The organism is Agrobacterium larrymoorei, from assembly GCF_005145045.1.
Classification (GTDB): domain Bacteria; phylum Pseudomonadota; class Alphaproteobacteria; order Rhizobiales; family Rhizobiaceae; genus Agrobacterium; species Agrobacterium larrymoorei.
Genome location: NZ_CP039692.1, coordinates 719,755 through 743,241, shown reverse-complemented (window position 1 = coordinate 743,241; position 23,487 = coordinate 719,755). Strand labels below are relative to the sequence as shown.

The 23,487-nt window shown below is 57.7% G+C and carries 18 protein-coding genes; 6 read left to right on the top strand and 12 right to left on the bottom strand.

What is annotated here, in order from left to right:
* Window positions 1–168 precede the first annotated feature (168 nt).
* Window positions 169–2,325, top strand: coding sequence for a methyl-accepting chemotaxis protein (locus tag CFBP5473_RS17700; RefSeq protein WP_234881853.1), 2,157 nt, complete (start codon window positions 169–171; stop codon window positions 2,323–2,325).
* A gap of 12 nt (window positions 2,326–2,337) precedes the next feature.
* Here CFBP5473_RS17700 and CFBP5473_RS17695 read toward each other — a convergent pair whose 3' ends face one another.
* Window positions 2,338–3,438, bottom strand: coding sequence for an RHE_PE00001 family protein (locus tag CFBP5473_RS17695; RefSeq protein ID WP_027674149.1), 1,101 nt, complete (start codon window positions 3,436–3,438; stop codon window positions 2,338–2,340).
* 210 nt (window positions 3,439–3,648) lie between these two features.
* On the opposite strand from CFBP5473_RS17695, the gene CFBP5473_RS17690 reads away from it, so the two are divergent.
* A complete protein-coding gene (locus CFBP5473_RS17690) occupies window positions 3,649–4,980 on the top strand; it encodes an MFS transporter (protein WP_037170725.1) in 1,332 nt (443 codons plus the stop codon).
* A gap of 6 nt (window positions 4,981–4,986) precedes the next feature.
* Here CFBP5473_RS17690 and CFBP5473_RS17685 read toward each other — a convergent pair whose 3' ends face one another.
* The 3 genes from CFBP5473_RS17685 to CFBP5473_RS17675 all read right to left on the bottom strand — a co-directional run bounded on the left by CFBP5473_RS17685 (window position 4,987) and on the right by CFBP5473_RS17675 (window position 8,692).
* On the bottom strand, window positions 4,987–6,294 hold the full coding sequence (locus tag CFBP5473_RS17685; protein WP_027674151.1) for a sensor histidine kinase: 1,308 nt from the start codon (window positions 6,292–6,294) through the stop codon (window positions 4,987–4,989).
* A gap of 22 nt (window positions 6,295–6,316) precedes the next feature.
* On the bottom strand, window positions 6,317–6,970 hold the full coding sequence (locus CFBP5473_RS17680; protein WP_027674152.1) for a response regulator transcription factor: 654 nt from the start codon (window positions 6,968–6,970) through the stop codon (window positions 6,317–6,319).
* 66 nt (window positions 6,971–7,036) lie between these two features.
* Window positions 7,037–8,692 (bottom strand): phosphoethanolamine transferase, encoded by a 1,656-nt coding sequence (locus CFBP5473_RS17675; RefSeq protein ID WP_051441165.1) that lies wholly within the window; start codon window positions 8,690–8,692, stop codon window positions 7,037–7,039.
* Window positions 8,693–9,019: 327 nt separating this feature from the next.
* Here CFBP5473_RS17675 and CFBP5473_RS17670 point away from each other — a divergent pair, with 327 nt between their 5' ends.
* A complete protein-coding gene (locus CFBP5473_RS17670; protein WP_027674154.1) occupies window positions 9,020–9,616 on the top strand; it encodes a hypothetical protein in 597 nt (198 codons plus the stop codon).
* A gap of 2 nt (window positions 9,617–9,618) precedes the next feature.
* Here CFBP5473_RS17670 and CFBP5473_RS17665 read toward each other — a convergent pair whose 3' ends face one another.
* Both CFBP5473_RS17665 and CFBP5473_RS17660 read right to left on the bottom strand, forming a co-directional pair.
* Window positions 9,619–10,635 carry a DNA topoisomerase IB gene (locus tag CFBP5473_RS17665; protein WP_027674155.1) on the bottom strand — a complete coding sequence of 339 codons (1,017 nt, stop codon included), beginning with the start codon at window positions 10,633–10,635 and terminating at the stop codon, window positions 9,619–9,621.
* Between the two features lie 100 nt (window positions 10,636–10,735).
* On the bottom strand, window positions 10,736–11,959 hold the full coding sequence (locus tag CFBP5473_RS17660; RefSeq protein ID WP_027674156.1) for a PQQ-dependent sugar dehydrogenase: 1,224 nt from the start codon (window positions 11,957–11,959) through the stop codon (window positions 10,736–10,738).
* A gap of 183 nt (window positions 11,960–12,142) precedes the next feature.
* Between CFBP5473_RS17660 and CFBP5473_RS17655 the strand changes: the two genes are divergently transcribed.
* Entirely contained in the window at window positions 12,143–12,328 is a 186-nt protein-coding gene (locus tag CFBP5473_RS17655; RefSeq protein WP_027674157.1) for a hypothetical protein, read from the top strand.
* Here CFBP5473_RS17655 and CFBP5473_RS17650 read toward each other — a convergent pair.
* From CFBP5473_RS17650 to CFBP5473_RS17640, 3 genes are read right to left on the bottom strand one after another with little or no spacing between them, the layout of a single operon-like run.
* Window positions 12,325–12,954 carry a class I SAM-dependent methyltransferase gene (locus CFBP5473_RS17650; protein WP_027674158.1) on the bottom strand — a complete coding sequence of 210 codons (630 nt, stop codon included), beginning with the start codon at window positions 12,952–12,954 and terminating at the stop codon, window positions 12,325–12,327. The genes CFBP5473_RS17655 and CFBP5473_RS17650 overlap by 4 nt on opposite strands.
* 7 nt (window positions 12,955–12,961) lie before the next feature.
* Window positions 12,962–13,630 carry a pseudouridine synthase gene (locus CFBP5473_RS17645; protein WP_027674159.1) on the bottom strand — a complete coding sequence of 223 codons (669 nt, stop codon included), beginning with the start codon at window positions 13,628–13,630 and terminating at the stop codon, window positions 12,962–12,964.
* 48 nt (window positions 13,631–13,678) lie between these two features.
* The gene (locus CFBP5473_RS17640) at window positions 13,679–14,266 is read right to left on the bottom strand and encodes an IMPACT family protein (protein ID WP_027674160.1); all 588 of its coding nucleotides are present in this window, start codon (window positions 14,264–14,266) and stop codon (window positions 13,679–13,681) included.
* Window positions 14,267–14,343: 77 nt separating this feature from the next.
* On the opposite strand from CFBP5473_RS17640, the gene CFBP5473_RS17635 reads away from it, so the two are divergent.
* Window positions 14,344–15,561: a TIGR03862 family flavoprotein gene (locus CFBP5473_RS17635; protein WP_027674161.1), complete on the top strand. Its 1,218-nt coding sequence runs from the start codon at window positions 14,344–14,346 to the stop codon at window positions 15,559–15,561.
* 136 nt (window positions 15,562–15,697) lie between these two features.
* Window positions 15,698–18,652, top strand: coding sequence for a hybrid sensor histidine kinase/response regulator (locus tag CFBP5473_RS17630; protein WP_027674162.1), 2,955 nt, complete (start codon window positions 15,698–15,700; stop codon window positions 18,650–18,652).
* A gap of 440 nt (window positions 18,653–19,092) precedes the next feature.
* Here CFBP5473_RS17630 and CFBP5473_RS17625 read toward each other — a convergent pair whose 3' ends face one another.
* The 3 genes from CFBP5473_RS17625 to CFBP5473_RS17615 all read right to left on the bottom strand — a co-directional run bounded on the left by CFBP5473_RS17625 (window position 19,093) and on the right by CFBP5473_RS17615 (window position 23,478).
* Entirely contained in the window at window positions 19,093–20,037 is a 945-nt protein-coding gene (locus CFBP5473_RS17625) for a 2-hydroxyacid dehydrogenase (RefSeq protein ID WP_027674163.1), read from the bottom strand.
* A gap of 110 nt (window positions 20,038–20,147) precedes the next feature.
* Window positions 20,148–22,496: a polysaccharide biosynthesis tyrosine autokinase gene (locus CFBP5473_RS17620; protein ID WP_027674164.1), complete on the bottom strand. Its 2,349-nt coding sequence runs from the start codon at window positions 22,494–22,496 to the stop codon at window positions 20,148–20,150.
* 76 nt (window positions 22,497–22,572) lie between these two features.
* Window positions 22,573–23,478: a UTP--glucose-1-phosphate uridylyltransferase gene (locus CFBP5473_RS17615; protein WP_027674165.1), complete on the bottom strand. Its 906-nt coding sequence runs from the start codon at window positions 23,476–23,478 to the stop codon at window positions 22,573–22,575.
* Window positions 23,479–23,487: the final 9 nt, after the last annotated feature.

Sequence of the window (23,487 nt, the reverse complement as noted above, 5' to 3'; positions counted from 1 at the left end):
GCTCTTAGCTTGCGGTAGCATAATAAATAGATATTGCCGTCAAAGTTGCGGGGTGACTTGTCGAGCGTTTCGTTTGGAGAATATTTATAATTTTAACCGATTATATCGCCCAATATTAAGGGTGGGCAAATGAAACAGCTTTTCAGTACCGTCTCGGGGAAACTCATCTTGGCGACGGGGACCGCCATTACGGGTATCATCATCGCTTACACGGCGCTTAACGTGGTCAACGTCAAATCCGCGACGGAGCGGGATGTGATGGCGCTTGCCTCTGAAAAAGCGGCAGTCGTCAGCCAGCATGTCGCGACGGACATTTCCGAAGCGACATCGGCAGGCGCAACGCTTGCTGCCACGGTCACAGGTATCATTGGCGATGGCTCTCGCAATCGCGCGGATATCATTGCCATGATCAAATCCGTCGCGCCGCAATATCCAAACGTCTTCGGCGCGTGGATGTGCGAGCTGATCGATGGCAAGAGCCCCAAGCCCACACTTGGCACCGATGGACTGAACAAGGAAGGCATTTTCACGCCTTACTGGACGAAGGGCGATAACGGCCAGATGGAGTTTTCCACCTGGACCATCAAGCCGGAGGATGAATATTACAGCGGCGTGCTGAAAAGCGGCAAAGCCATCATCACCTCCCCATACCTCACCAACATGAAAAAGCTCGTCACCTCGGTATCGGTGCCGGTGAAGATCGACGGCAACGTTGTTGGCATGGCCGGTGTCGATATCAAGCTTGACGATCTCACCGCAAGCCTTGCGCAGATGAAGCCGTTCGAAGGCGGCAGCGTCATGCTGCTGGCCAGCAACGGCAAGTGGCTGACGCATCCGAACAAGGATAATCTGATGAAGGATTATGCCGATGTCGGAGCCAACGACGTCAAGCAATCGCTGACCGATGGCAAGATGCGCGTCATTACCGGCCTGCCGGATGGATCGGTGCGTCTGATCTATCCGTTCACCGCGTCTGGCATGAACACGACATGGGCAACGGTGCTCGATGTTCCACCGGCAGTCTTTTCCGCGCCTGTGTGGCAGCAGGTCTATAACACGCTCATCGGCGGCGTGTTGATCCTTGCCGTTACACTCGGCGTCATTCTTCTGGCAAGCCAGATGCTGATCAAGAAACCGCTGACGGCGGTTCTGGGCGCCGTGCGCAAGATGGCGGATGGCAATTACAAAGACCAGATTGCCCAGACGGGCAAGAAGGACGAGCTTGGCAGCCTTACCGCCGCGCTTGAAAAATTCCGGTTTGCCCTTGCCCGTGGCGAAGAGATGCAGTCCGAGCAGGAAGAGCTTCAGCAGCAGATTGAAACCGACCGGAAGCGCCAGAGCGATCTCGATAGCGCCAAGGCCGAAGATCTGCGCCACTTCGTGGAGCTCGTCCAGAGCCGTTTCAATGTTCTGGCCGCTGGCGATTTGACGGTTCGCATGAACGAGCGCGTCGCGCCTGAATTCGATGCCATCCGGCAGAACTTCAACGTTTCGGTTTCCGCACTCGAGGAAACGATCAGCAATGTCGTACATGCGGTTTATACGATCCGCTCCGGTCTTGGCGAAATTTCCACCGCGTCGAATGACCTCGCGCGCCGCACCGAGCAGCAGGCCGCTTCGCTGGAAGAAACCGTGGCGGCTCTGGGTGAGGTTACCCGTGGCGTCAACGACACGGCAGATGGTGCGTCTAATGCGCAGAAAACTGTGAATGTTGCACGTGGCGATGCAGAAAAGGGTGGTGAAGTCGTGGCGCGCGCCATTGCGGCCATGACGGAAATTCAGGGCTCTTCCAGCAAGATCGGCAATATCATCAGCGTCATCGATGAAATCGCCTTCCAGACCAATCTGCTGGCGCTGAATGCAGGCGTGGAAGCAGCGCGTGCTGGCGAGGCCGGCAAGGGCTTTGCCGTCGTTGCGCAGGAAGTGCGCGAACTGGCGCAGCGCTCCGCGCAGGCGGCAAAGGAAATCAAGGAATTGATTTCCATGTCGTCCACCCAGGTCGAGGCCGGTGTGCAACTGGTCGAGGAAACAGGTTCGTCTCTCGGAAAGATCGTCGAGCAGGTGCTGGGCATGAGCCAGACCGTCAACCAGATTGCCGCCAATGCGCGGGAGCAGGCCGTCAGCCTGCGGGAAGTCTCTTCCGCCGCAGACCAGATGGACAAGGTTACCCAGCAGAATGCCGCCATGGTGGAAGAAACCACAGCCGCCGCTCAAAGCCTGTCGCAGGAAACGGAAAACCTCGCCGCAATGATCGGTCGCTTCAGGGTTGGTGCGGAGAATACGCGTAATCAGGATCCGTATGGTCGATACGCGATGGCCAGCTGAGGCAGCGAGTTACTAGAGAATACCCCAGGCGCGGAAACGTCCGCGCCCGGTCATTTCCCGAAGCTCAAGCTGGTTGGCCAGTCCCACCGCGCCCTGTGGGGTCGTGCCCAACGCCTTCACGATCATAGAGGTGGAGACGACGGGTTTCGCCAGCACCAGCTCGATAAGATCCGGCAGCCGCGAGTTGGAGCGACGCCCGACGAGGCGGCGCTCCATGCGGCTTTTGCCGTTCAGAAGCCGGTCATGTTCTTTCATGCCAAGCAGTGCGGCTTCGTAAATTCCATCGAGGATAGCGCAGAGCCGCTCCCCCTGCTGGCGCGACCTGCGTCGTTCTCGCGGTATCGTCCTTATTCCGATGTTCAGGGCAGGCAGATGCGTGAAACCGTTGCCGCGCAGCAGGGCCGCAGCCAGTTGCCGCCCAAGCCACGGGCTTCGCTCCAGAACCTGCATTTCACCCCAGGCATCCAGAATAATGGCGGCCTGGAGCAGCGGCGGATGATCTTTGCAGGAATCGACAAGATCGCGCCATTGGCGCAAAACCGCATCCTCATCAATCTCAGGCTCGTGCAATAGAAGATCGTTCGCAGGTGATTTCGCTCTGGCGTTGTGAATAACATTATCCAGTGTCGCGCTGCTGCGCGCGAGCAGTGCATCCATCTCGGCCAGTTCGTCGGACAGAGCATCGTCGCCCGTATCCTCTTCCGCATCCTGCTCATGTTCGGGATTTAACTCTGCCACTGTGGAGGTTTCGTCCGGTTCCTGAACCCAACCCTTGCCCCGCAGCAGGTTCAGGCCCTGATCGGTGAAGGGCCATTGCGGAAAGTTGTTGTAGATCAACCGTCTTGAGCGCAAAATACGATGCGCATTCACGATTTCATTGGTGGGTGATCTTATGTCCATTCTGGCATCGTGAAGCACCAGATCTTCCATGTGAACCAACTCACCATCGACCCAAAGAGAGGACACCGCATCGCCGAAATCCTGCCGCTCCAGAAAGCCGTTCCTGATGGGCGAGCGGGCAATTCTTTCGTCCAGACGCGCCAAGGCCTCGCCCGCTCGCGTCAGCGCAAGTACGAGCCTGGATGTTGGAAGAGTGGTGAACTCATAGGTCATTGGATTCTTTTAGGAGAACCGGTGCAGTGAAAGCAATGATGCAGGTTCTGTTTCAAAAGCTTTTTCGTGAAGAAGAGGGGCAAGGGAAAGCAAGAGAAGCACTAAATTAGTAAGTAGTACAAACTATCTTGCCCTGTGCGTCCATGCGGGTATATAGCCACTGGCAAGCGGAAGCTTGTGAAATTGCGATCTGTTTTCCGCCAGAATTGAATGGAGTTGCAATTGAATATTGTTCAAAACCCAGCCGTTTCCAGTTCGTCACCGGATCAGAAAACCCGATTGAAGTCGATTATCGGCGGCTCAGCGGGTAATCTGGTAGAGTGGTATGACTGGTATGTCTATTCGGCATTCACCCTTTATTTCGCGCCTATTTTCTTCCCTTCCGGAAATCAGACGGCTGAGCTGCTCAGCGCTGCAGCGGTGTTTGCCGTGGGCTTTCTCATGCGCCCCATCGGCGCCTGGGTCATGGGCACTTACGCAGACCGCAAAGGGCGAAAGGCTGGCTTGACGCTTTCGGTTACGCTCATGTGCCTCGGCTCGCTGATGATTGCGATCACGCCCGGTCATGAAAGCATCGGCATCGCCGCACCGGCCATTCTCGTTCTCGCGCGCCTCTTGCAGGGCATCAGCGTTGGCGGTGAGTATGGAGCGAGTGCTACCTATCTTTCGGAAATGGCAGGCAAAAGCCGCCGTGGCTTCTTTTCCAGCTTCCAATATGTCACGCTGATCTCAGGCCAGTTGCTGGCACTTGCCGTGCTCCTTGTTCTTCAACGTGCGCTGACACCGGAGCAGCTGAGCGCGTGGGGCTGGCGTATTCCGTTCTTCATCGGCGGCATTCTTGCCATCGCGGTCTTTTATATTCGCCGTGGTCTGGTGGAAACGCAGTCCTTCGAGAACGCGAAAACAGGTGCTGCCGATAAGCCGAAATCCGGCGGTTGGGCGCTGTTCAAGCATTATCCCCGCGAAGCCTTCATGGTGATGGCGCTGACCTCCGGCGGCACCTTGGCCTTCTACGCCTACACCACCTATTTGCAGAAGTTCCTCGTCAACACGTCAGGCTTCAGCAAGGAAGCGGCTACGGAAATCACCACGGCGGCGCTCTTCGTGTTCATGCTGTGCCAGCCGCTTGCAGGTGCGCTGTCCGACCGGGTGGGGCGCAAGCCGCTGATGGTGGGGTTCGGCATTCTCGGAACGCTGTTCACCTACATCATCTTCAGCACGCTTTCCACGACGACCGATCCCTATGCGGCCTTCGCGCTGGTGCTGGCCGGACTGTTGATCGTGACGGGTTACACCTCCATCAACGCCGTGGTGAAGGCGGAAATGTTCCCCGCCCATATCCGCGCGCTTGGTGTGGCGCTGCCCTATGCGCTGGCTAATACGATTTTCGGCGGAACAGCGGAATTCGTGGCGCTGAAGTTCAAACAGATCGGCCACGAAAGCTGGTTCTTCTGGTACGTGACGCTGATGATTGCACTCTCGCTCATCGTCTATGTGAAGATGCGCGATACGCGAGACCACAGCCACATCCACGAGGATTGAGGTCGATCATTTCGGCAGGTCGATGCGCGCTTCGAAACCGTCGCTTCGGCCCGGTGCAGGTGAGGAAAGGGTGAGCGTCCCGTTCATCCTTTCCACCAGATTTTTGACGATGGCGAGACCCAGGCCCGAACCGGATGCTTGGGTCGGTCCCCGCGTGAAGCGGGTCGTCAGGCGTGGCAGCAGGCTCTGCTCGACCGGCGTTCCGCCGTTCACCACGCGAATTCCCTTATTCGCCTCCACATGGATATCGACTTCACTGTCTTCCGGGCTGTGAACGAGCGCGTTTTCCAGCAGATTTCGCAGAGCGATGCCGAAGGCATCCGGGTTGATCATGCCCTTCAATGTGCCATCGATGGGCAGGTGAAGATGGATTCGCCCCGCTCCGATCTCGGTTCGGCTCATATCTTCCACGACGAGTTCAATTACTGGCACGAGATCGATCGTGGTTTCCGCTATGCCGATGCCCGCTTCCGCGCGGGACATTTGCAGCAGTTTCTCTGAAAGCTGCGCAAGGTTGGAAAGCGATAGTTCGATCTGATCGACCCGGGACGCAAATTCGGCGGGAATATCCGCTTTCAGACGCTGCGCCTGCGCAAGCGCTCCGGCAATCGGTGTGCGCAATTCATGCGCGCTGTTGGAGGCAAAGGATCGTTCGGACTCCAGCGCGGACCGCAATCGTTCGAGCAGAAGATTGACGGAGCGGGCAATGGGATGCAGTTCCGTCGGTAACTGCTCGGTGCCGACAGGCGCGAGATTGCCGCCATCCTTGCGCCCGATGTCGTCTCGCAATTCCTGAATAGGCGTCAGCGTTCGCCGAATGACCAGAATGACCGCGATGATGCTGGCTGGTATAAGCACGAGCACGGGAAGAATGAGCGCATTCGCCGCCTCGACAATCGCCTCGCGACGGTTGGCAAAGGCATCCGCGACCTGAAGGTAGAGATCGCCCTCAGGCGTTACGACGGTGTAGATGCGTTGCGTATCCGTATCGGCGAAGCCGGGCGTCAAAGGCACGTCGAATGGTTCGATGGCGCCATCATGCGAGCGCAGGACCACTTCGCCTTCCCGGTCGCGCACCTGATAGGTCAGGTATTCCTCGCCGGTAGAGGGTTGGGTGAGGCGGCGTTGTGCCTCCGGGCTCTGCTCGCGAAAATCTGCGGCAATGAGCGGTAGCAGGCGTTCGGCGGTTTCCTGCACGCCGCTATCGAAGATTTCGGCGAATTCATCCTGCATGACCATGACGCCGAGGCCGGAAGCGACCAGCCAGGACACGGATAGAACACTGACCAGCGCAATCACCATCTTGCGCGTCATGCTGTTGTTCCAGCGGGTGAAATCAACGTATCGTATAGCCAAGTCCTCGCACGGTTTCGACGCGGTCCGATCCGATCTTCTTACGCAAGCGGCTGATATAGACCTCAACCGTGTTGCTCTCTATCTCCGCCCCGAATTCATAAAGCGTTTCGTGAAGCTGCGCCTTCGAGACGATTGCGCCGGGGCGCTCGACCAGCTTTTCCAGCACGGCCCATTCCCGCGCGCTCAATGTGAGCGACTTGCCGTCAACGACGATGTTTCGCGCCACCTGATTGATCTCGATGCCCGGCAGCTTCACGACAGGCATAGAGCGCCCCTCATAGCGACGGGAAACGGCAAGCATTCTTGCAGTCAGTTCGCCGAGGTTGAACGGCTTGACGAGATAATCGTCCGCACCGGCATTCAATCCTTCAATTCTGTCGGAGACCTGATCATGGGCCGTCAGAATGATGACGGGCGTGGGATCGTTCAGGCCGCGCAGCGCGCGCAGCAGGGTCAGGCCCTCACCATCTGGCAGGCGCAGATCCAGCAAGATCAGCCCGTAGCTCACGGTTTCCGTCGCGGCCATGGCGTCGTTCAGCGTCTGGAACCAGTCCACCGCATGCCGGGCCGCGGCTACGTGGTCCCGCAGCGCTTCTCCCAGCACCTGATCATCTTCAACAAGCAGAACCCGCAAGCTCACCTCACTCCCAATTGGGAAATGCGTATCGTCTTGCGCGGTCTGCCGTCAAGGCACCTCCAATCAGGAGGTGCGCTTCTGCGTGCATGCACTGAATACATCGAGAGACGGATCGTAGACCGATGTCGAGATGTTCATCATGCCGAGGATGCTGTGGAAGAAATTGTCATGCGAGCGGCCTCCGGCCTTGGCCTCATTGACCATGCAGGATTTATCAAGACCCATGGACTTGGAGAAATCATCATCCACCCAAACGAGGAAGGGAACGTGGGTCTGCTCCGCAGGTGCCAGAAGGTATGGCGCGCCGTGCAGGTAGAGACCGTTTTCGCCTAGGGATTCGCCGTGGTCGGATGCATAGATCATGCCGGTCGCAAGCTTGCCGGACCGCGCCTTCAGCTTGTCGATGATGGTAGAGAGGAAGTGGTCCGTATAGAGGATCGTATTGTCGTAGGAATTGACGATTTCCGAGTCCTTGCAGTTTCCAAGCTCCGAGGTGCGGCAATCCGGCGTGAACTTTCTGAACTGGTCGCCATAGCGCAGGAAATAGGACGGGCCGTGGCTGCCAAGCTGGTGAATGACGATCACGCTGTCCTTGTTGACCTGATCCAGCCAGTTGTCCAACCGGTCGAGGAATATGTCGTCGCTGCATTCGCCGGTCGGGCAGAATGCCGCGTCATGGGTGGCGTTGAGATCGAAATATGGAATTCTGTCCGCGACACCCTTGCTGCCCGTATCATTGTCCAGCCACTTGGCGTCCACACCCGCATGGGTCAGCACGTCCATGAGGTTCTCATTGGCGAGAGCCTTGCTGTGGGTATATTCCGAGCGCGTGAAGCGGGAGAACATGCAGGGGACGGAGATGGCTGTGGAGGTGCCGCAGCTTACCGTACTGGGGAAATAGATGATGTCCCGTTTTTTCAGTTCAGGATTCGTCTCGCGCCCGTAGCCGTTCAGGGAGAAGTTGGCTGCGCGCGCCGTTTCGCCGGTCACGATGACTGTGATTCTCGGCTTGGTAACACCTGCCAGTGCTGGCATCACCTTCGCATCGAGGCCTGTAGGGGTCACGGTCAACTGCGCTTCCTTATCCGCCATGCGTAGGTAGTGAATGGTCGAGGATATGGGAGTGATCGGATTGAGGCTTTTGATGATATCGCGGTGCTGACGGATCGCCGTCGTGAAGGTCTTGGAATTGACCGCGCCGATGCCACCCACGACGACGAGGCAGGCCAGAACGCTGACCGTATTCCAGAACAGCTTTCCGAGGATGCCCCGATGCTGGATGCGGACGAAGGCCAGCAGCAAGATCGGGCCCAGCGCATAGATCACGAGATGCATGATGAATGCAAAAGTGATGAGGTTGTTCGCCTCGCCGGTCGTCGTTTCGAAGGCATTGCGAACCATGTCGCTGTCGATAACGGCGCCGAAGCGATCCATGAACCATGAGCACAGGGCGGAAATCGCGATAAGCGCCATGAAAATCGGCTTCATCACATATTTTGCGGAGAGGATGATCAGCAGTGCCGAAAACAGCGCGATCATGGCGATGTAAAGCGCGAAAATGGCTACCGGATAGGCTGCCAGATGCGTGTGGACTTTCGACCAGAACGTATGATTCGTGAAAAACAGCAGATAAAGCGCGGTGATGATGCTGAGTGTCACGCTGCCGATTTCCGGGCGCCGGATGAAACCGCGGTCGAAATTTGTTGCTAGAAGCGCCAAAATACTTACTCCCCTGTGCCGAATGAGGCATCGCCGGCGGCAAGCCGATCGTGAATCGGTTTGTTTTTCCGGCTAAAGATCTTCCTTTGGAGAGGGTTTCTGACACCAAGCTGAACGTTCGGTAGCCCGCTAATTACAACCGCCAGAAGGCGAGTGTTTGCAAACGGTTAAAATCTACCATTAAAAATGCGTGGTTTTCCTTCGTGCCGATATCTGTAATCTCACTTCTGCGTGAGTGTGGGCTGTGGCCAAGCCTGCACCGGCGTCTGCCTTTTCAGTCGGGTCACTTCATAAGCCCGATCACCGCTCAACGAGATGGAATTACAGATGACTGTGCTCACCCTGGCAAAGACTTTGCTATGCGTGTCTCTTCTCCTGCCTGTTACCGCGCAGGCAATCGAGGAGTTTCCCGCGCGTGATCAGATCGCGCTCATGGGTGTTGCCAAAAAGGGCGATCTGGTCGGCAAGGCCAAGAAAACGCGGGAGGTGGATGCGCGTCCCGCCATGCCGGGCGAAATCGTCATCACCTTCATCAAGGGCCAGGGTGTGGAAACCCGCTCCAAGCCCGCCGAAGAGGGTGACTGGGTGGTGCGTAACCGCTGCGAGGAAACCGGCAATGAGGAAATTCTGGTAAAAGCCAAGAACTTTCCGCAGCGCTATGGGGAGCCGCTGTCGGATTCGGACAGATCGGGCTACCGGGCGTTCAAGCCGAAAAGTGCCGAGATGGATTATTTCATCGTGCCGGATGAATGGGGCGCCTTCAACTTCAAGGCACCTTGGGGCGAGATGATGGTCGCACTTCCGGGGGACGCAATCGTTCAGGTGCCGTCGGATGAATCGGATACCTACCGCGTAGCCCGCCCTGCATTCGAATGCACATATGAGATCATCGTGCCCGCCAAGATGGTGACGGCACAACGCTAACCTCAAGGCAGATAGGCAATTAGCCTGCGCTCGTCCGCACGCAATCCCGATGTCGTCTTCAGCGGTGCTTCGAGCACCTTTTCAAGACGCTTTATCGAAGCAGGTTCTGTGGCGAGATCGAGAACGGAAGGATGCACATAGCTCTTGCGGCAGATGGCTGGAGTGTTTGACAGTTCTTCCGCCGCCGCCTCGCACATGCTTTTGATCGTCGGTGTGCTGTCCTTGGTGAAACGCTCCACCGCATGGCTGAAGGCTGCCAGCGTCCCGCCCCAGGTTCGGAATGTCTTTGCGGAAATCCCTTCGCCTGCAGTTTCCGAGAGATAGCTGTTCAGCGCGCTGGAATCGATGGGATGAACCATGTGGTTCTCATCCTGCCAGACGAAAAGCTGCTTTCCGGGAAGATCCGCGATCTCCTCCAGTATCTTCTGCAACCGCGGATGCCGCAGGCTTCTGCGCACCTTCTGCCCGCCCTTGGCAACGAAGCGAAGCTCTATGGATTCACCCAAGGAAACATGGCGCTTGAGCAGTGTCGTTGCGCCATAGGTGCCATTGCTCTCGAGATAGGTCTTGTTTCCAACACGTAAATAAGCCGCATCGAGCAGAAGAACCAGCGCCGCAAGCGTCCGGTTCTGGCTGTTGACCTGTTTCTCGATATCGGAAATCGCACGGCGGCGAATGGCAGGCAGAGCCTCCCCAAACGTCTTCAACTGAAAGAACTTCGTCTCGCCGCGATAGGCGTGCCAATCCTGATGATACCGATATTGCTTTCGCCCCCGCGCATCGAAACCTGTGGCCTGCAAATGGCCAGCCGCATTGATGCAGATCCATACCTTTTGATAGGCGGGGGGAATGGCGAGTGTCTTGATGCGCTTGATTTCAATCGTGTCCGCAAGCAGCGTGCCATCCGGCAAGCGATAACTGAACCCCTTGCCACGACGCTCCCGGGCAATACCGGGCTCCTGGTCGCTGACATAGGTCAATCCAATTTTCCGAAGCAGTTGAGCGGGGTGCTGGTTCATGGCTATTCGATACTGTTTGCGTGACGTACCGAATAACTGTCTGGAAAGGCGTCCGTTCCCGGAAAAAGGAGCGGGACATGCCCGCTCCCTTTAATTTTTATCAGGCTTCCGGAGCCAGACGGATGATCTGGGATTTGCCGCCGCCGCGTTCCTCGGTGACGGCGTAGACGGAGCCGTCTTTGCCCAGCTGCACGTCGCGGATGCGGGCTTCAAGCGGTAGGCGTCCTTCGGAGATGACCTTGTCGCCTTCTACCTTGAGAACGACGAGACCCTGACTGACCAGTCCGCCGATCAGGAAGGAGCCCTTCCATTCCGGTATGGTGTCGGAATTGTAATAGACCATGCCGGAGGGGCCGACGACGGGGTCCCAGTAATAGACGGGTTGCTCCATGCCTTCCTGTGCCGTCTGACCTTCGCCCACCTTGCTGCCGCTATATTCGATGCCGTAGGTGATGACCGGCCAACCGTAGTTGAGGCCAGCTTTCGGCAGGTTCAGCTCATCGCCACCCTTTGGGCCGTGTTCTACGGTCCAGAAACGACCCTCGCCATCGATTGCAGCAGACTGGATGTTGCGGTGGCCGTAGCTCCAGATCTCGGGCTGCGCGTTCTCGCGGCCAATGAAGGGATTACCTTCGATGGCTTTGCCTTCGGTATCGATGCGGAAAACCTTGCCGAGGCCGCTCGATAGATCCTGTGCCTGGACCCGTGGCTCACGGTCTGAGCGTTCACCCACCGTGACGTAGAGTTCATTGTTCAGGCCGAAAGCCAGACGCGAACCGAAGTGTTTATCGCCATCATATGTCGGCATCTGGCGGAAGATGACCTTCGTGTCTTCCAGCACGGCCTTGCCTTCGCTCTCTACGAGCTTGGCTGATGCGACAGATGTTCCGTTGCCACCATCACGCGGCTCGGAAAAAGAAAAATAGATCATGCCGGATGTTTCGAAATCGGGTGCCAGGGCAATGTCCAGAAGGCCGCCCTGACCGGCAGATGCCACATCCGGCACACCTTCAAGTGCAGGCCCGGCCTTGCCCTCATGCACGATATGCATCGCGCCTTCCTTGGCAGCCACCAGCATTCGACCATCCGGCAGAAGAGCCATGGACCACAGATGCGGAAGATCGTCGGCTACCACCGTTTTCTGGAGAGACGGCATTTTTTCCGGTTGAGGGGCCCTTGTCTGGCCTTCGAAAGCTGGCTTCTGGTTTTGACCGTGCGGCGGGTTGGTTTCAACCGGACCGGCGCCCTGAGCGCAGGCGAGAGAAGGTATCGCCAGAAAGGCGGAAAGAACTGTCGTGGTGAGCAAATGTCGAGCGCGCGGCATGGATCTCCCTTCCAAATAAATGAGCGGACCGGGAACATTTGGGCACTTATTTAGTTGCAACTACCCCTCTCAAGAAAACTTGATGGGAGCGTGTGCGGATGGGTATTAATTCTCATCCCCCTAATTTAGTTGGGAACGTATTCGCTCCTCCGGCGTTTGATGATGCCGGTTATGGAGGGTCTCATGCAAATTATAGATAGCCACGAGCTTGAAGCGACAGAAATCAAGCCGATACTCAGCGTCGTGGAATTTTGTCGTCGTTACCGTCTCGATGAGACAGAAGAGCGACGTCTGCGCAAGCTGTTTGGGGATTTCGCATCTCGTCACGAGTTGCTGATGAATGCGCAGCGCAAACCGGTGTTTCGTTAATCGGGTTCGCTCTCGTTACCGAATATCATGAATACGTCGTAGCGTGTGTTCTTGCCTAGAATCTGATGAGAGGGTTTTTGGATACCGGCCATCGCCGCGGCCCGTAGCGGCCATTTGAGAACGACCCGCTTGCGGGCGCATTCCAAGGCGACTTCCATCAACTCTCTCTGATCCGGATCCGATCCGACGACGTCTCTCAGAACTCTCATTTCTTTCTTCACAAGAGCAGTGTTTTGACGTGGCGGGTGCATCGGGTCCACGATCACCACCTCAGGATCCAGCGTTTTTAAAAGTTCCCTTGAATCGCCATGCAGCAGTGTCATGCGCGAGGCGATGTTTTCGTAAACTCCACCCGCTGCTCTCGCCCGCTCAATGCCGTCAAGGAGATGCGCATGCATCTCGGGCGAGCGCTCTATCAACATCACTTCTGCCCCCAGAGAGGCCAGAAGGAACGCGTCGCGGCCTAGACCTGCCGTTGCGTCCACGATCTTCGGTGTGCGGCCTTTGCTGAAGCCTGCGGCTTTCGGCAGCGCCTGTCCGCGCCCTTCACCCGAGCGCAGACGGTGGCCGACTGCTCCGCCTACGAAGTCCACCACGTAACTTTCCGTCGGTTCCTTCTTTGCCATGGCTCTCTCAGAAAGGTGCGGGAACGCGATAGGCGACGTCGCGGCCATCGGGGTGCTTGAAGCGAACCTCTTCCGCATGCAGCAAAAGCCGGTCAGCCGCCTTCAACGCTGCATCATGCGCGTAAAATTCATCGCCGAGAATGGGATGTCCTATGGCTTTGAGGTGGACGCGCAGCTGGTGTGTCCGACCCGTCAAAGGGTGAAGTCTCAGTCTCGTTGCGGGAAGTGGCAGGCGCTCCAGCACATGCCATTCCGTCTGCGAGGCGCGGCCATTCTCATGGTCTACCCGGTGGCGCGGCTTGTTTTCCGGATCGATGGCAAGCGGCAGGTCGATCTCTCCACTCCCGCCCTCCACATTGCCCCATACGATGGCGCAATAGGTCTTCTCCGTCGTCCGGTTCTCGAATTGCGAGGCGATTGCCGCATGGGCCTTGCGGTTGAGAGACATGAGCACGATGCCCGATGTATCCTTGTCCAGCCGGTTGATCATCAAGGCCTTTGGGAATTTTTTCTGCACACGCGTCAGAAGGCTGTCGAAAAGGGCAGGGTCGCGGCCCGGAACCGATAGCAAGCCGCTTGGCTTGTCCAGCACAAGCAGGTCCTCATCCCGGTGCACAATCGAGATATAGGGCTCCAGTGGCGGATGGTAGATCGGGTTCGACAGTTCGGAAGACATGTGAAGCCTCATAGCATGTTTTCCGCAGCCCGCCAGTAGCGTGTAAGTTCACTCCGGCAGGGTTAGTTGAACGCGTCCGCTGGTGATATCGCGAAGCATCTGAGCAGCTTGGGCAACCGCTTCGACCGGAATGGAAAGGGTCAGTTCCGCGCCTGATGCGCCGAAGCTCCCGCCATCCAGCGAGAGGTTGTTAATGGATAGCAGCCGCGCCTTTACCAGTGCCAGATCGGAAAAACCGCATTCGATGCTGGTCTGGTACATTGGAATGATCGCAGTTTTCTCGGCAGTCTTCAGGCAAACCGCAGCGGTTCCGCCATAGGCCCGGATCAGCCCGCCGCTGCCAAGAAGAATGCCGCCGAACCAGCGGGTAACCACAACGGCAACGCCGTCCAGTTCGTTACCGTCGATGGCCTGCAGGATCGGCTTTCCCGCTGTGCCGGATGGCTCTCCGTCATCGCTGAAACGGTAATTCTGGCCCACACGCCATGCCCAGCAATTGTGGTTCGCTGCACCATCCGAATGCTCGGCAATGAAGCGCTTTGCAGCCTCTTCATTTGCCACAGGCCCGGCGAAAGCGATAAACCGGCTTTTCTTGGCGTCCTGCTCGTAGGTTTCGGTTCTGGTCAGCGTGAACATGCTGCCTCAATAGCGCATATACGGGTGGACGCAAATCGGATTAAGAGTGTGCAAAGCGTGAAGGAACGGCATCTGGCATGGGCATGAAACAGGTAGCGATCATCGGTGGCGGCCCCGCAGGGTTGATGGCTGCGGAAAAGCTCTCTGCGGCAGGCTGCAATGTCACGGTCTATGAGGCGATGCCCACAGTTGCGCGCAAGTTTCTGATGGCAGGCAAGTCGGGCCTCAACATCACGCATGGCGAGGAATATGCTCTCTTCACCAGCCGTTTCGGCGCTGCGGAAGCAAGGCTGAAGGCCGCGCTCGATGCCTTTACGCCTCAAATGCTGCGAGATTGGGCTGACGATCTGGGTCAGGAAACCTTCGTCGGCACCTCTGGCCGCGTTTTTCCCAAGGCGATGAAAGGTTCTCCATTGCTTCGTGCATGGCTGCGCCGTTTGGAAGGGCATGGCGTCACGATCCGCGTGAGGCATCGCTGGACCGGCATGAAAGCCGGAGCCTTCCTTTTCGAAACGCCAGATGGCGAGGTTGCGGTAAAGCCGGATGCCGCGGTGCTGGCGCTTGGCGGCGCGAGCTGGCCACGCCTTGGGTCAACGGGTGAGTGGCTGCCCAGGCTGGAGGAAGTCGGGGTTGATACCACGCCGTTCCAGCCCGCAAATTGCGGGTTCGACGCGAGTTGGAGCGAGCATTTTCGCGAGCGTTTCGCCGGAGAGCCGGTCAAATCCGTCAGCACGAGTTCGGCCGCCGGACGCTTCGAAGGGGAGTTCGTCATCACCGGAACGGGCGTGGAAGGTAGCCTGATCTATGCACATTCTGCTGCGCTTAGAGACAGTTTAAATCGCGGTGAGGCCACGGAACTGTTGGTCGATCTCGCGCCGGGGCGCTCGGTTGAACGCTTGAGCAAAGATTTGGCGCGCGCGTCCCGCAAGGACAGCTTCTCCAACAGGCTGCGCAAGGCCGCAGGGCTGCCCCCGGTAAAAGCCTCTCTGCTGCGCGAATGCCACACGAATGCTGCCGAGTTGCCGCCGGAAGCTCTTGCTCAGTTGATCAAGGCAATGCCGTTGACAGTGACTGCACCGCGCCCGATCAGCGAAGCGATATCGAGTGCAGGTGGCGTCAGGTGGGATGGCATCGATGACAACTATATGCTGAAAGCCATGCCCGGCACGTTTGCCTGCGGTGAGATGCTGGACTGGGAAGCGCCAACTGGCGGATACCTGCTAACGGCCTGTTTCGCCACCGGAAAAGCTGCCGCGCGAGGTGTCGTTTCGTGGTTAAACCGTAACGGTCACTGACATAATTGTTATGCCTCTTGCATAGTCAGCGAAAACAAGCTTGATAAGTGCGTTCGAATAGACCGCATGGTACTGTTTCTGTTATGGTTTACGGCACGATGCCTGTGGCTGGGTCTTTTTCTTTTGGTGAATTCGCATGACTGATATGGATGTTTCTGCCAATTGGCCAATCGGCGGTGGAGAGGCGGGCGCGCTCGTTCGCGCTTTTGACTGGTCCAAGACCTCGCTGGGTCCGATTTCGAACTGGTCATCCATCCTGCGTCTTAAGGTCAATTCCGTCGTCAATTCTCCGATCCCGCAGGTTCTCATGTGGGGGCCGGATCATGTGATGATCTATAATGACGGCTATATCGAAATTGCCGGGAATTATCATCCTCGCGCACTGGGCGATACGGTGCCCGGAATCTGGCCGGAAATCTGGGACTGGAACCAGAAGATACTTGAGGCAGGTTTTCGTGGAGAAGTTCAGTCTTTCCGGGATCAGACCTTGGTTCTGCACCGCAATGGCACCCCGGAAGATGTAATATTCGATCTCTTCTACACGCCGATCCATAATGATGAAGGCGTGGTGGAGGGCGTACTCTGCACCGTGCTGGAAAATACGGAAAAGGTCAAAACCGTTCAGGCTCTTGCCGCAAGCCGGGAAGAGCTGAGCCGTCTGACCGCAGCGCTGCCCATTCTCGTTGGTTTCATCGACCGAGATTACGTCTACCGGTTTGCCAATCAGGGGTATCTCGAATGGTTCGGGATGGCGCCGGAGGATGTTCTCGGACGGCGTGTTCTCGAAGTGGTTGGCGAGGAATTTTATCAGGAGCGCCAGCCTTTCATCGAAAAGGCCATGGCGGGCGAAGAGGTCGTCAGCGACACGCGCATCAGACGTGCGGATGGCACGGTCCATGCGGCGGAAATTCGTTATGTTCCGCGCCGCGATGCCAGCGGTGAGGTCGACGGTAGCTATATTCTCATCATCGATATTGAAAAACGGAAGCAGGCCGAAGAGGGTCTCATCGTCAGCAATAATCGCTTCCGTGCGGCAGTCGAAGCCGTTCATGGCGTGTTGTGGACCAACAGCCCGGATGGCCGGATGATGGGCGAACAGCCCGCTTGGTCGCATCTGACCGGGCAATCGCAGGATCAATATCAGGGTTTCGGCTGGTCCGAGGCCGTTCATCCCGCAGATCGCGAAGGCTCCATCGATAGCTGGAACCGCGCCGTTGCCGCAAAGGCGACCTATGTTTGGGAACACCGCGTGCGCAGGCGCGATGGCGTTTACCGCACCTTTGCGATCCGTGCCGTGCCCATTCTGGATGCTTCAGGTTCCATCATCGAGTGGGTTGGCATCCATACCGATATTACCGAGCAGCGAACTGCCGAAGCATCGCTCAAGGAACATGCGGCCAATCTGGAACGTGAGATCCGGCACAGAATCCGCGCCGAAGAGCAGTTGCGCCAGCTGAACGAAAGCCTTGAGGCGCGTGTCGAAAAGGAAATTGCCGAGCGTCGCCAGACGGAGCTTGCCTTGCAGCAGGCGCAGAAAATGGAAGCCATCGGCCAGCTGACCGGCGGCGTTGCGCATGACTTCAACAACCTGCTTCAGGTCATTGCCGGAAATCTTCAGCTTCTTTCCAAGGATGTCGCAGGTAACGAGCGGGCAGAGCGCCGCGTGGGCAATGCACTGGCAGGTGTGACCCGTGGCGCCAAGCTTGCGAGCCAGCTTCTGGCATTCGGTCGCCGCCAGGCGCTGGAGCCGCGCGTCATCAATGTCGGGCGGTTCGTGGCAGGCATGGACGATCTTCTGCGGCGCTCGATCGGCGAGGCCGTAGAGGTCGAGGTCATCACCGCAGGCGGGCTGTGGAACACCTATGCCGACCCGACACAGGTGGAAAATGCGCTGCTCAACCTTGCCATCAATGCGCGCGATGCGATGGAAGGCTCCGGCAAGCTTACGATTGAAGTCGGCAACGCTTCTCTGGATATGGACTACGCCCGCACCCATGCGGAAGTGGAGCCGGGGCAATATGTGATGCTGGCGGTCTCCGATACCGGCTCCGGCATGCGGCCCGAAATTCTGGACCGTGTTTTCGAGCCCTTCTTCTCCACCAAACCGGAAGGCAAGGGCACGGGGCTTGGCCTGTCCATGGTTTATGGCTTCGTCAAGCAATCCGGCGGTCACGTCAAGATTTACTCGGAACTCGGCCAAGGCACGACGGTCAAGATTTACCTGCCACGCTCCATGGCCGATGAAGATCGCGAAATCGTCATCCATAGTGGCCCGGTCGTCGGCGGTAGCGAAACCGTTCTCGTCGTGGAAGATGATGATGAGGTGCGCAGCACCGTTGTCGAAATCCTGTCCGATCTCGGCTATCGCGTGCTAACGGCGCGCGATGCGCAGGCCGGTCTGACGGTGGCCGAAAGCGGTATCCCGATCGATGTGATTTTCACCGACGTCGTTATGCCAGGCCCGCTGAAGAGCAGCGAAATGGCCCGCCGCGCCAAGGAAAGGCTGCCGCATCTGGCCATCCTTTTCACCTCCGGCTACACCGAAAATTCCATCGTTCACGGCGGCAAACTGGATGCGGGCGTAGAGCTTCTATCGAAGCCCTATACGCGTGAAGCGCTAGCCAGACGCCTGCGCCACGTCATCGCCAACCAGAAGCAGCGTGCCGAATCCGGTCGGGACCGGACGTCCGAGACCGGCTCCGTCAGCGACGCAATCTCGAAGATGCGAAGCCGGAATTCAGTGCGGGTGATGCTGGTGGAGGATGATGAACTCATTCGCATGAACACCACCGACATCCTGATCGACGGCGGCCACTCCGTCGTCGAAGCCGCCAACGCCACGCAGGCGATAGATCTGCTGGACCGCGAAGAGGTCGATGTTCTGGTGACCGATCTGGGCTTGCCGGATATGAGCGGCGCGGACCTAGCAGTGCTTATCAAACAACGCAGGCCGGAAATCGGTGTGGTGTTCGCAACGGGCGATAATTTCTTGCCAAAGAACGCTCCGGCGGGCGCTGTGCTGCTGTGCAAGCCCTATAACGAGAGCGACGTGCGCTTCGCCATCGAGCAGGCAACGAGTGGGGCTGAGTAGGTCGCGTAACCGCGACCGTCGTCCTCGGCCTTGTGCCGAGGAATTCTCACGTCAATAAAATCAATAGGTTTGCAGATTCCCGGACAAGCCCACCGCTGTCCGGTTAAATGTGCGGATGCGCGGCAAGGTTTTGAACGCATTGCAGTTCCATTCTTCAAATCCGGTTGGGACAAGCTTTGACGGCGTTTGCTGCGGGGTGGCGAGGTGCAACCCCACTTCCGTCATCCCGGACTCGATCCGGGATCCAGCCAGACCAAATCCTTGGTCTGAAAGACTCTTTCGACGCGCAGACGCACGTCTGCTGGACCCCGCATCAAGTGCGGGGTGACGGGTAGGGGAGCCGTTCTCGTTCCAAATTACCCACCCAGTTTAAACCGGATCGCAGCGGGACAAGCCCGAGGATGACGGCAGGAGGAGATGTCTCGAAACACAACGATGCATCAGTACCCTCGCTCCATATCCACCGTCTTGGGTAGCGCACCTGCATTGCGCCAGTTGAGGATATTCTCCGCAACGATGGCGGCAGATGTTTTTCGATTTGTCGGCGCGGAAATATGGGGAAGTACCGTAACCTTCGGGTGAGCCCAGAACAGAGATTGAGTGTCCAGCGGCTCGCGTTCGAAAACATCCAGAACGGCATGCGATACCTGTCCGCTATCCAGTGCTGATATGAGATCATCGGCCACCACGACAGCACCGCGGGCGAAGTTGATCAGCGACGCGCCTCGCTTCATCGTGGCAAGACGGGACGCGTTGATCAGACCACGGGTCTCGGCGGTTAGCGGCACGAGGCAGACGACGATGTCGCTTTTCGACAGAAGCTCACCAAGCCCTTGCTCTCCAGACAAGGTGGTCACGCCGTCGAGAGCTTTTGCGGAGCGGCTCCAGCCAAGCACGTTGAAACCTGCCTGAACCAGCCGTGTAGCGGATGCGGTGCCAAGGGTGCCGATGCCGATCAGGCCCACGGTGACGTCTTTGGGGTGACGATAGTCCAGTTCCTGCCAGACCCTGTTCTGCTGCTGCTCACGGTAGGCAGGCATGTCCCGATGAAGGTAATAGGTCCAGGCAAGAACGGCCTCCGCCATCACGCGCGTCAGTTCGGGATCTGTCAGCCGCACGATGGGCGGTGCGGCAGGACCGAGTTCCGCGACAAGACGTTCCACGCCTGCCCACAGGCTGTGAATCCATTTCAGATTGGCAAGTTTTGCAATGTCCGACGGGTCGGGATTGGCGACGATGGCGATCTCCGTTGCCGACTGCTGTTCACCGGTCATCGCCCGAACGGAAATAATGGTCTCGTCAGGCATCGCAGCCGAAAGAACATCGGTCCACTCCGCCTCATTGGCATCGGGCGAGCGGGAAACGAAAGCGATGGGGGAGGGCATGAGCATCTCCTGTGCGATATCGATTGAGTCGGTATCAAGTCGGAAAATGGTGTTGAAATCTACCCTGCCGACCAAAAGAAATGCCCGCACGAAGCGGGCATCTCAACGACTCAAACCGTTTCCGGCGCTGGCTTTTTCGCATCGCCATAGTAAGCGCCGAACTGCTCGTGATAATGTTCCGAACCGCCCGGATCGGCGTAGCGCTGAAGCTCCGTCATATCGGTCTTATTCAGCACGATGCCGAGCGTCTTTCGGGCAATTTCCGGCTCATGGTTCATCAGGTTCTGAACCATCTGGATCGGCGTCTTGCCCCATTCGGTCACGAAGACGAAGCCATCCACCTGCGAAGCAAAGGCCTTGGCATCGATGACCGGCACTACCGGCGCAAGGTCGACGATGATGTAATCGCAGGCCTCACGCGCCGAATCCATGAACTTGCGCATGCCGGAGGAGGCGAGCAGTTCGCTGGAATGGGCGAACTGGTTGCTGGTCGAAACCGGCAGAATGCCCATCTTCGTGCGGCTGTCCACCTTGACGGCCTTGGTCCACGGAACCTCATCCAGCACCACTTCCACAAGACCAGCGGACTGGCGCGTGGTCAGCATGCGGCTGAGGCCCGGGTTGCGAATGTCGGCATCCACGACAAGCGTGCGCTTGCCGGTCGTCGCGATCAGGCCCGCGAGGTTCAGCGCAACAACGGACTTGCCTTCATTCGGCAGGCACGAAATTACACCGATAACGCGGCACTGGCGATCCTGCACGACGACATCTGCCGTAAGTTTTACATTGCGCAACGTCTCGGTGAAGCTGGAGCGCGGACTGTCCACCGCAAGCCGCAGCATCTTCTGGAACGAGACCTGACCATTATCCTCGATATTCGTGTCGGGTATATCGGGCGTCGCAGCGCCGGTCTCTGATTTTCCGTTCTCGACACCTTTTTCCCCGATGAAGGGCAGGTAGCCGAGGAAGCGCATGCGCAGATTGTCACGCACATCGTTGCCGGTGTGGAAGTAACGGTCACGGAACTCCAGCACGGCGGCGAGACCTCCACCCAGCATAAGGCCGAGTACGACGGAAAGCGCCATGGTCATGGTCTTCTTCGGGCTGGAAGGCGAAGTCGGAAGACCGGCCTCGGAGATGATGCGAGCCTTGGCAATCGGGAAGGACTGCTTCTGTGAGGCCTCCTCGAAACGGCCGAGATAGGATTCGTAGAGCGTCTTCAGGGCTGCGGCCTGCTGTTCCAGTTCACGCAGCTTCACCATCGTCATGTTGGCTTCGGAATTGCGGCCTGCAACGCGGTCGATGTTTTCGCGCAGTGACTGCACCCGCGACTGCGTTACATCGAACTCGTTCTTGAAGCTGCCCGTCAGCTGCTGAAGCTCCTGATAGATCTGGCGCGCCACATCCTTCTTTTCGCTTTCCAGCGCAACGGCCTGAGGATGATCGTTTCCGAACTGCTGCACGACACCGCGTTCGCGATCCGAGATCGTGATATAGCGCTTGCGCAGGTCCTGGATCACGGTGTTATCCGTGTCGCGGGCAGAAACGACGGCGTTGTTGACGGCGTTGTCCGGGCCCTGATCGATGATGGACTTATACTGCGTATAACGCGCCTGCGCGGTCGCAGCATCGGCCTGCGCGGCGATGAGCTGACCGTTCAAATCCGCCAGCTGGCCTTCCGACATCAACTCGCCTCGGGAGGACACGATGTTGTTTTCGGACTTGTACTTTTCAACGGCAAGCGAGGCTGCCTGCGAGCGCTGATTGAGATCGGTCAACCGTTCCTGAAGCCAGACCGATGCGCGCTCTGATGCCTCGAAGTTCGCGTTCAGCTGTTCGGTGAGGTAGGAATTCGCGTAGGTCTTGGCGATGTTTGTGGCGAGCTGCCGATCTGTCGAGCGAATGGAAATCGCAAGAACGGAGCTTCGTCCAACGCGCTCGACTGTCAGCGCCTGCTGGATGACAGCGGCTGCCTTTTCGCGCTTGCCGTTGCGGATCGCCTCTTCCGAGGCGGGAGGAGCACTCGGCGTCAGCAGATCGACCACGCCCTTGATCGAGGACTTGACCAGATCCATCGGCGTCATGGGCGGGTTGACGATGGTATCGTTCTCGTCAAGCTTCGCCTTGTCCACGACGTTCAGCGCCATTTCCTTTGATTTCAGGATTTCGACCGCGCTGGCAATGCGGTTGTCGATAACCTGAGCGGCAGGAATAGGGCTTTCCTCTTCCGCGTAGCGGGAAAGGCTGTCGTCCAGAAGAACCTGCGTCATGGCGGTGTAAACGGGGGTGGCGAGGACGAGATAAAGTCCTGCCAGAACCATGGTTGCAATGACGCATGCCCCGATGACATTGGCGCGGCGCACCACGGCGGCCCACAGGCGGTCGAGGTCGATGAACGTATCGGAATCCTTGCCGGAATCCGAGAAATTTGCATTCGATCTAAAGGTCTTTTGGTGCATGGACCACCTTGTGATTTTTAAACGGCGCGCGGGAAGGCAGCTTCTCCTGCCTTCCCGCCTCCCGCAGTTTCTAGTTTCAGGCCGCCTTTACGCGGCTTTCATGGTTCAGAACCAGTTCCTTGATGGAACTCAGAACCTGAGATTCCATGTCGGAACGCATCAATGCGAATGCGACGTTGGCTGCGATGAAACCCTGCTTGCTGCCGCAGTCGAAGGTGCGGCCAGTATATTTCTGAGCGTGGAAGGGTTGGGTCTCAGCCAATCGCCTCATACCGTCGGTCAATTGAATTTCATTGCCTGCGCCACGCTCCTGCTTTGCAAGAATATCGAAGATTTCCGGCTGCAGAATATAGCGGCCATTCAGGTAATAATTGGACGGGGCCTTGGAAGGTTCCGGCTTTTCCACCATTTCAGTCACCTGAAAGCCATGGCTGACGCGATTGCCGACACCGACGACGCCGTAGGAAGACGTTTCTTCCGGCAGGCATTCCTCAACACCGAGAATGTTTCCGCCCACTTCATCGTAAAGTTCCATCAGACCGGCAATGCAGCCGCGCGCGCCATAGGAAACCATGTCGGGCAGAAGCAGGGCGAAAGGCTCCTTGCCCACCAGTTCACGCGCGCACCAGACGGCATGGCCAAGACCGAGCGGCACCTGCTGGCGGGTGTAGCTGACGGTGCCAGCAACGGGCAGCATCTTTTCCAGCTGAAGAACCTGAACGGTCTTGCCGGATTTTGTCAGTGTGTTCACGAGTTCCGGTGCGCTGTCGAAGTAATCTTCGATAGCGGTCTTGTTGCGGCTCGTGACGAAGATGATGTGCTCGATCCCGGCCTGCATCGCTTCATCCACGGCGTATTGCACCACGGGGCGATCAACGATCGTCAGCATTTCCTTCGGCATGGCCTTGGTTGCGGGCAGGAAGCGCGTTCCGTTACCGGCAACAGGAATAACAGCTTTTCGAACAGTATTATTTAGGTCCATGGCATTCTC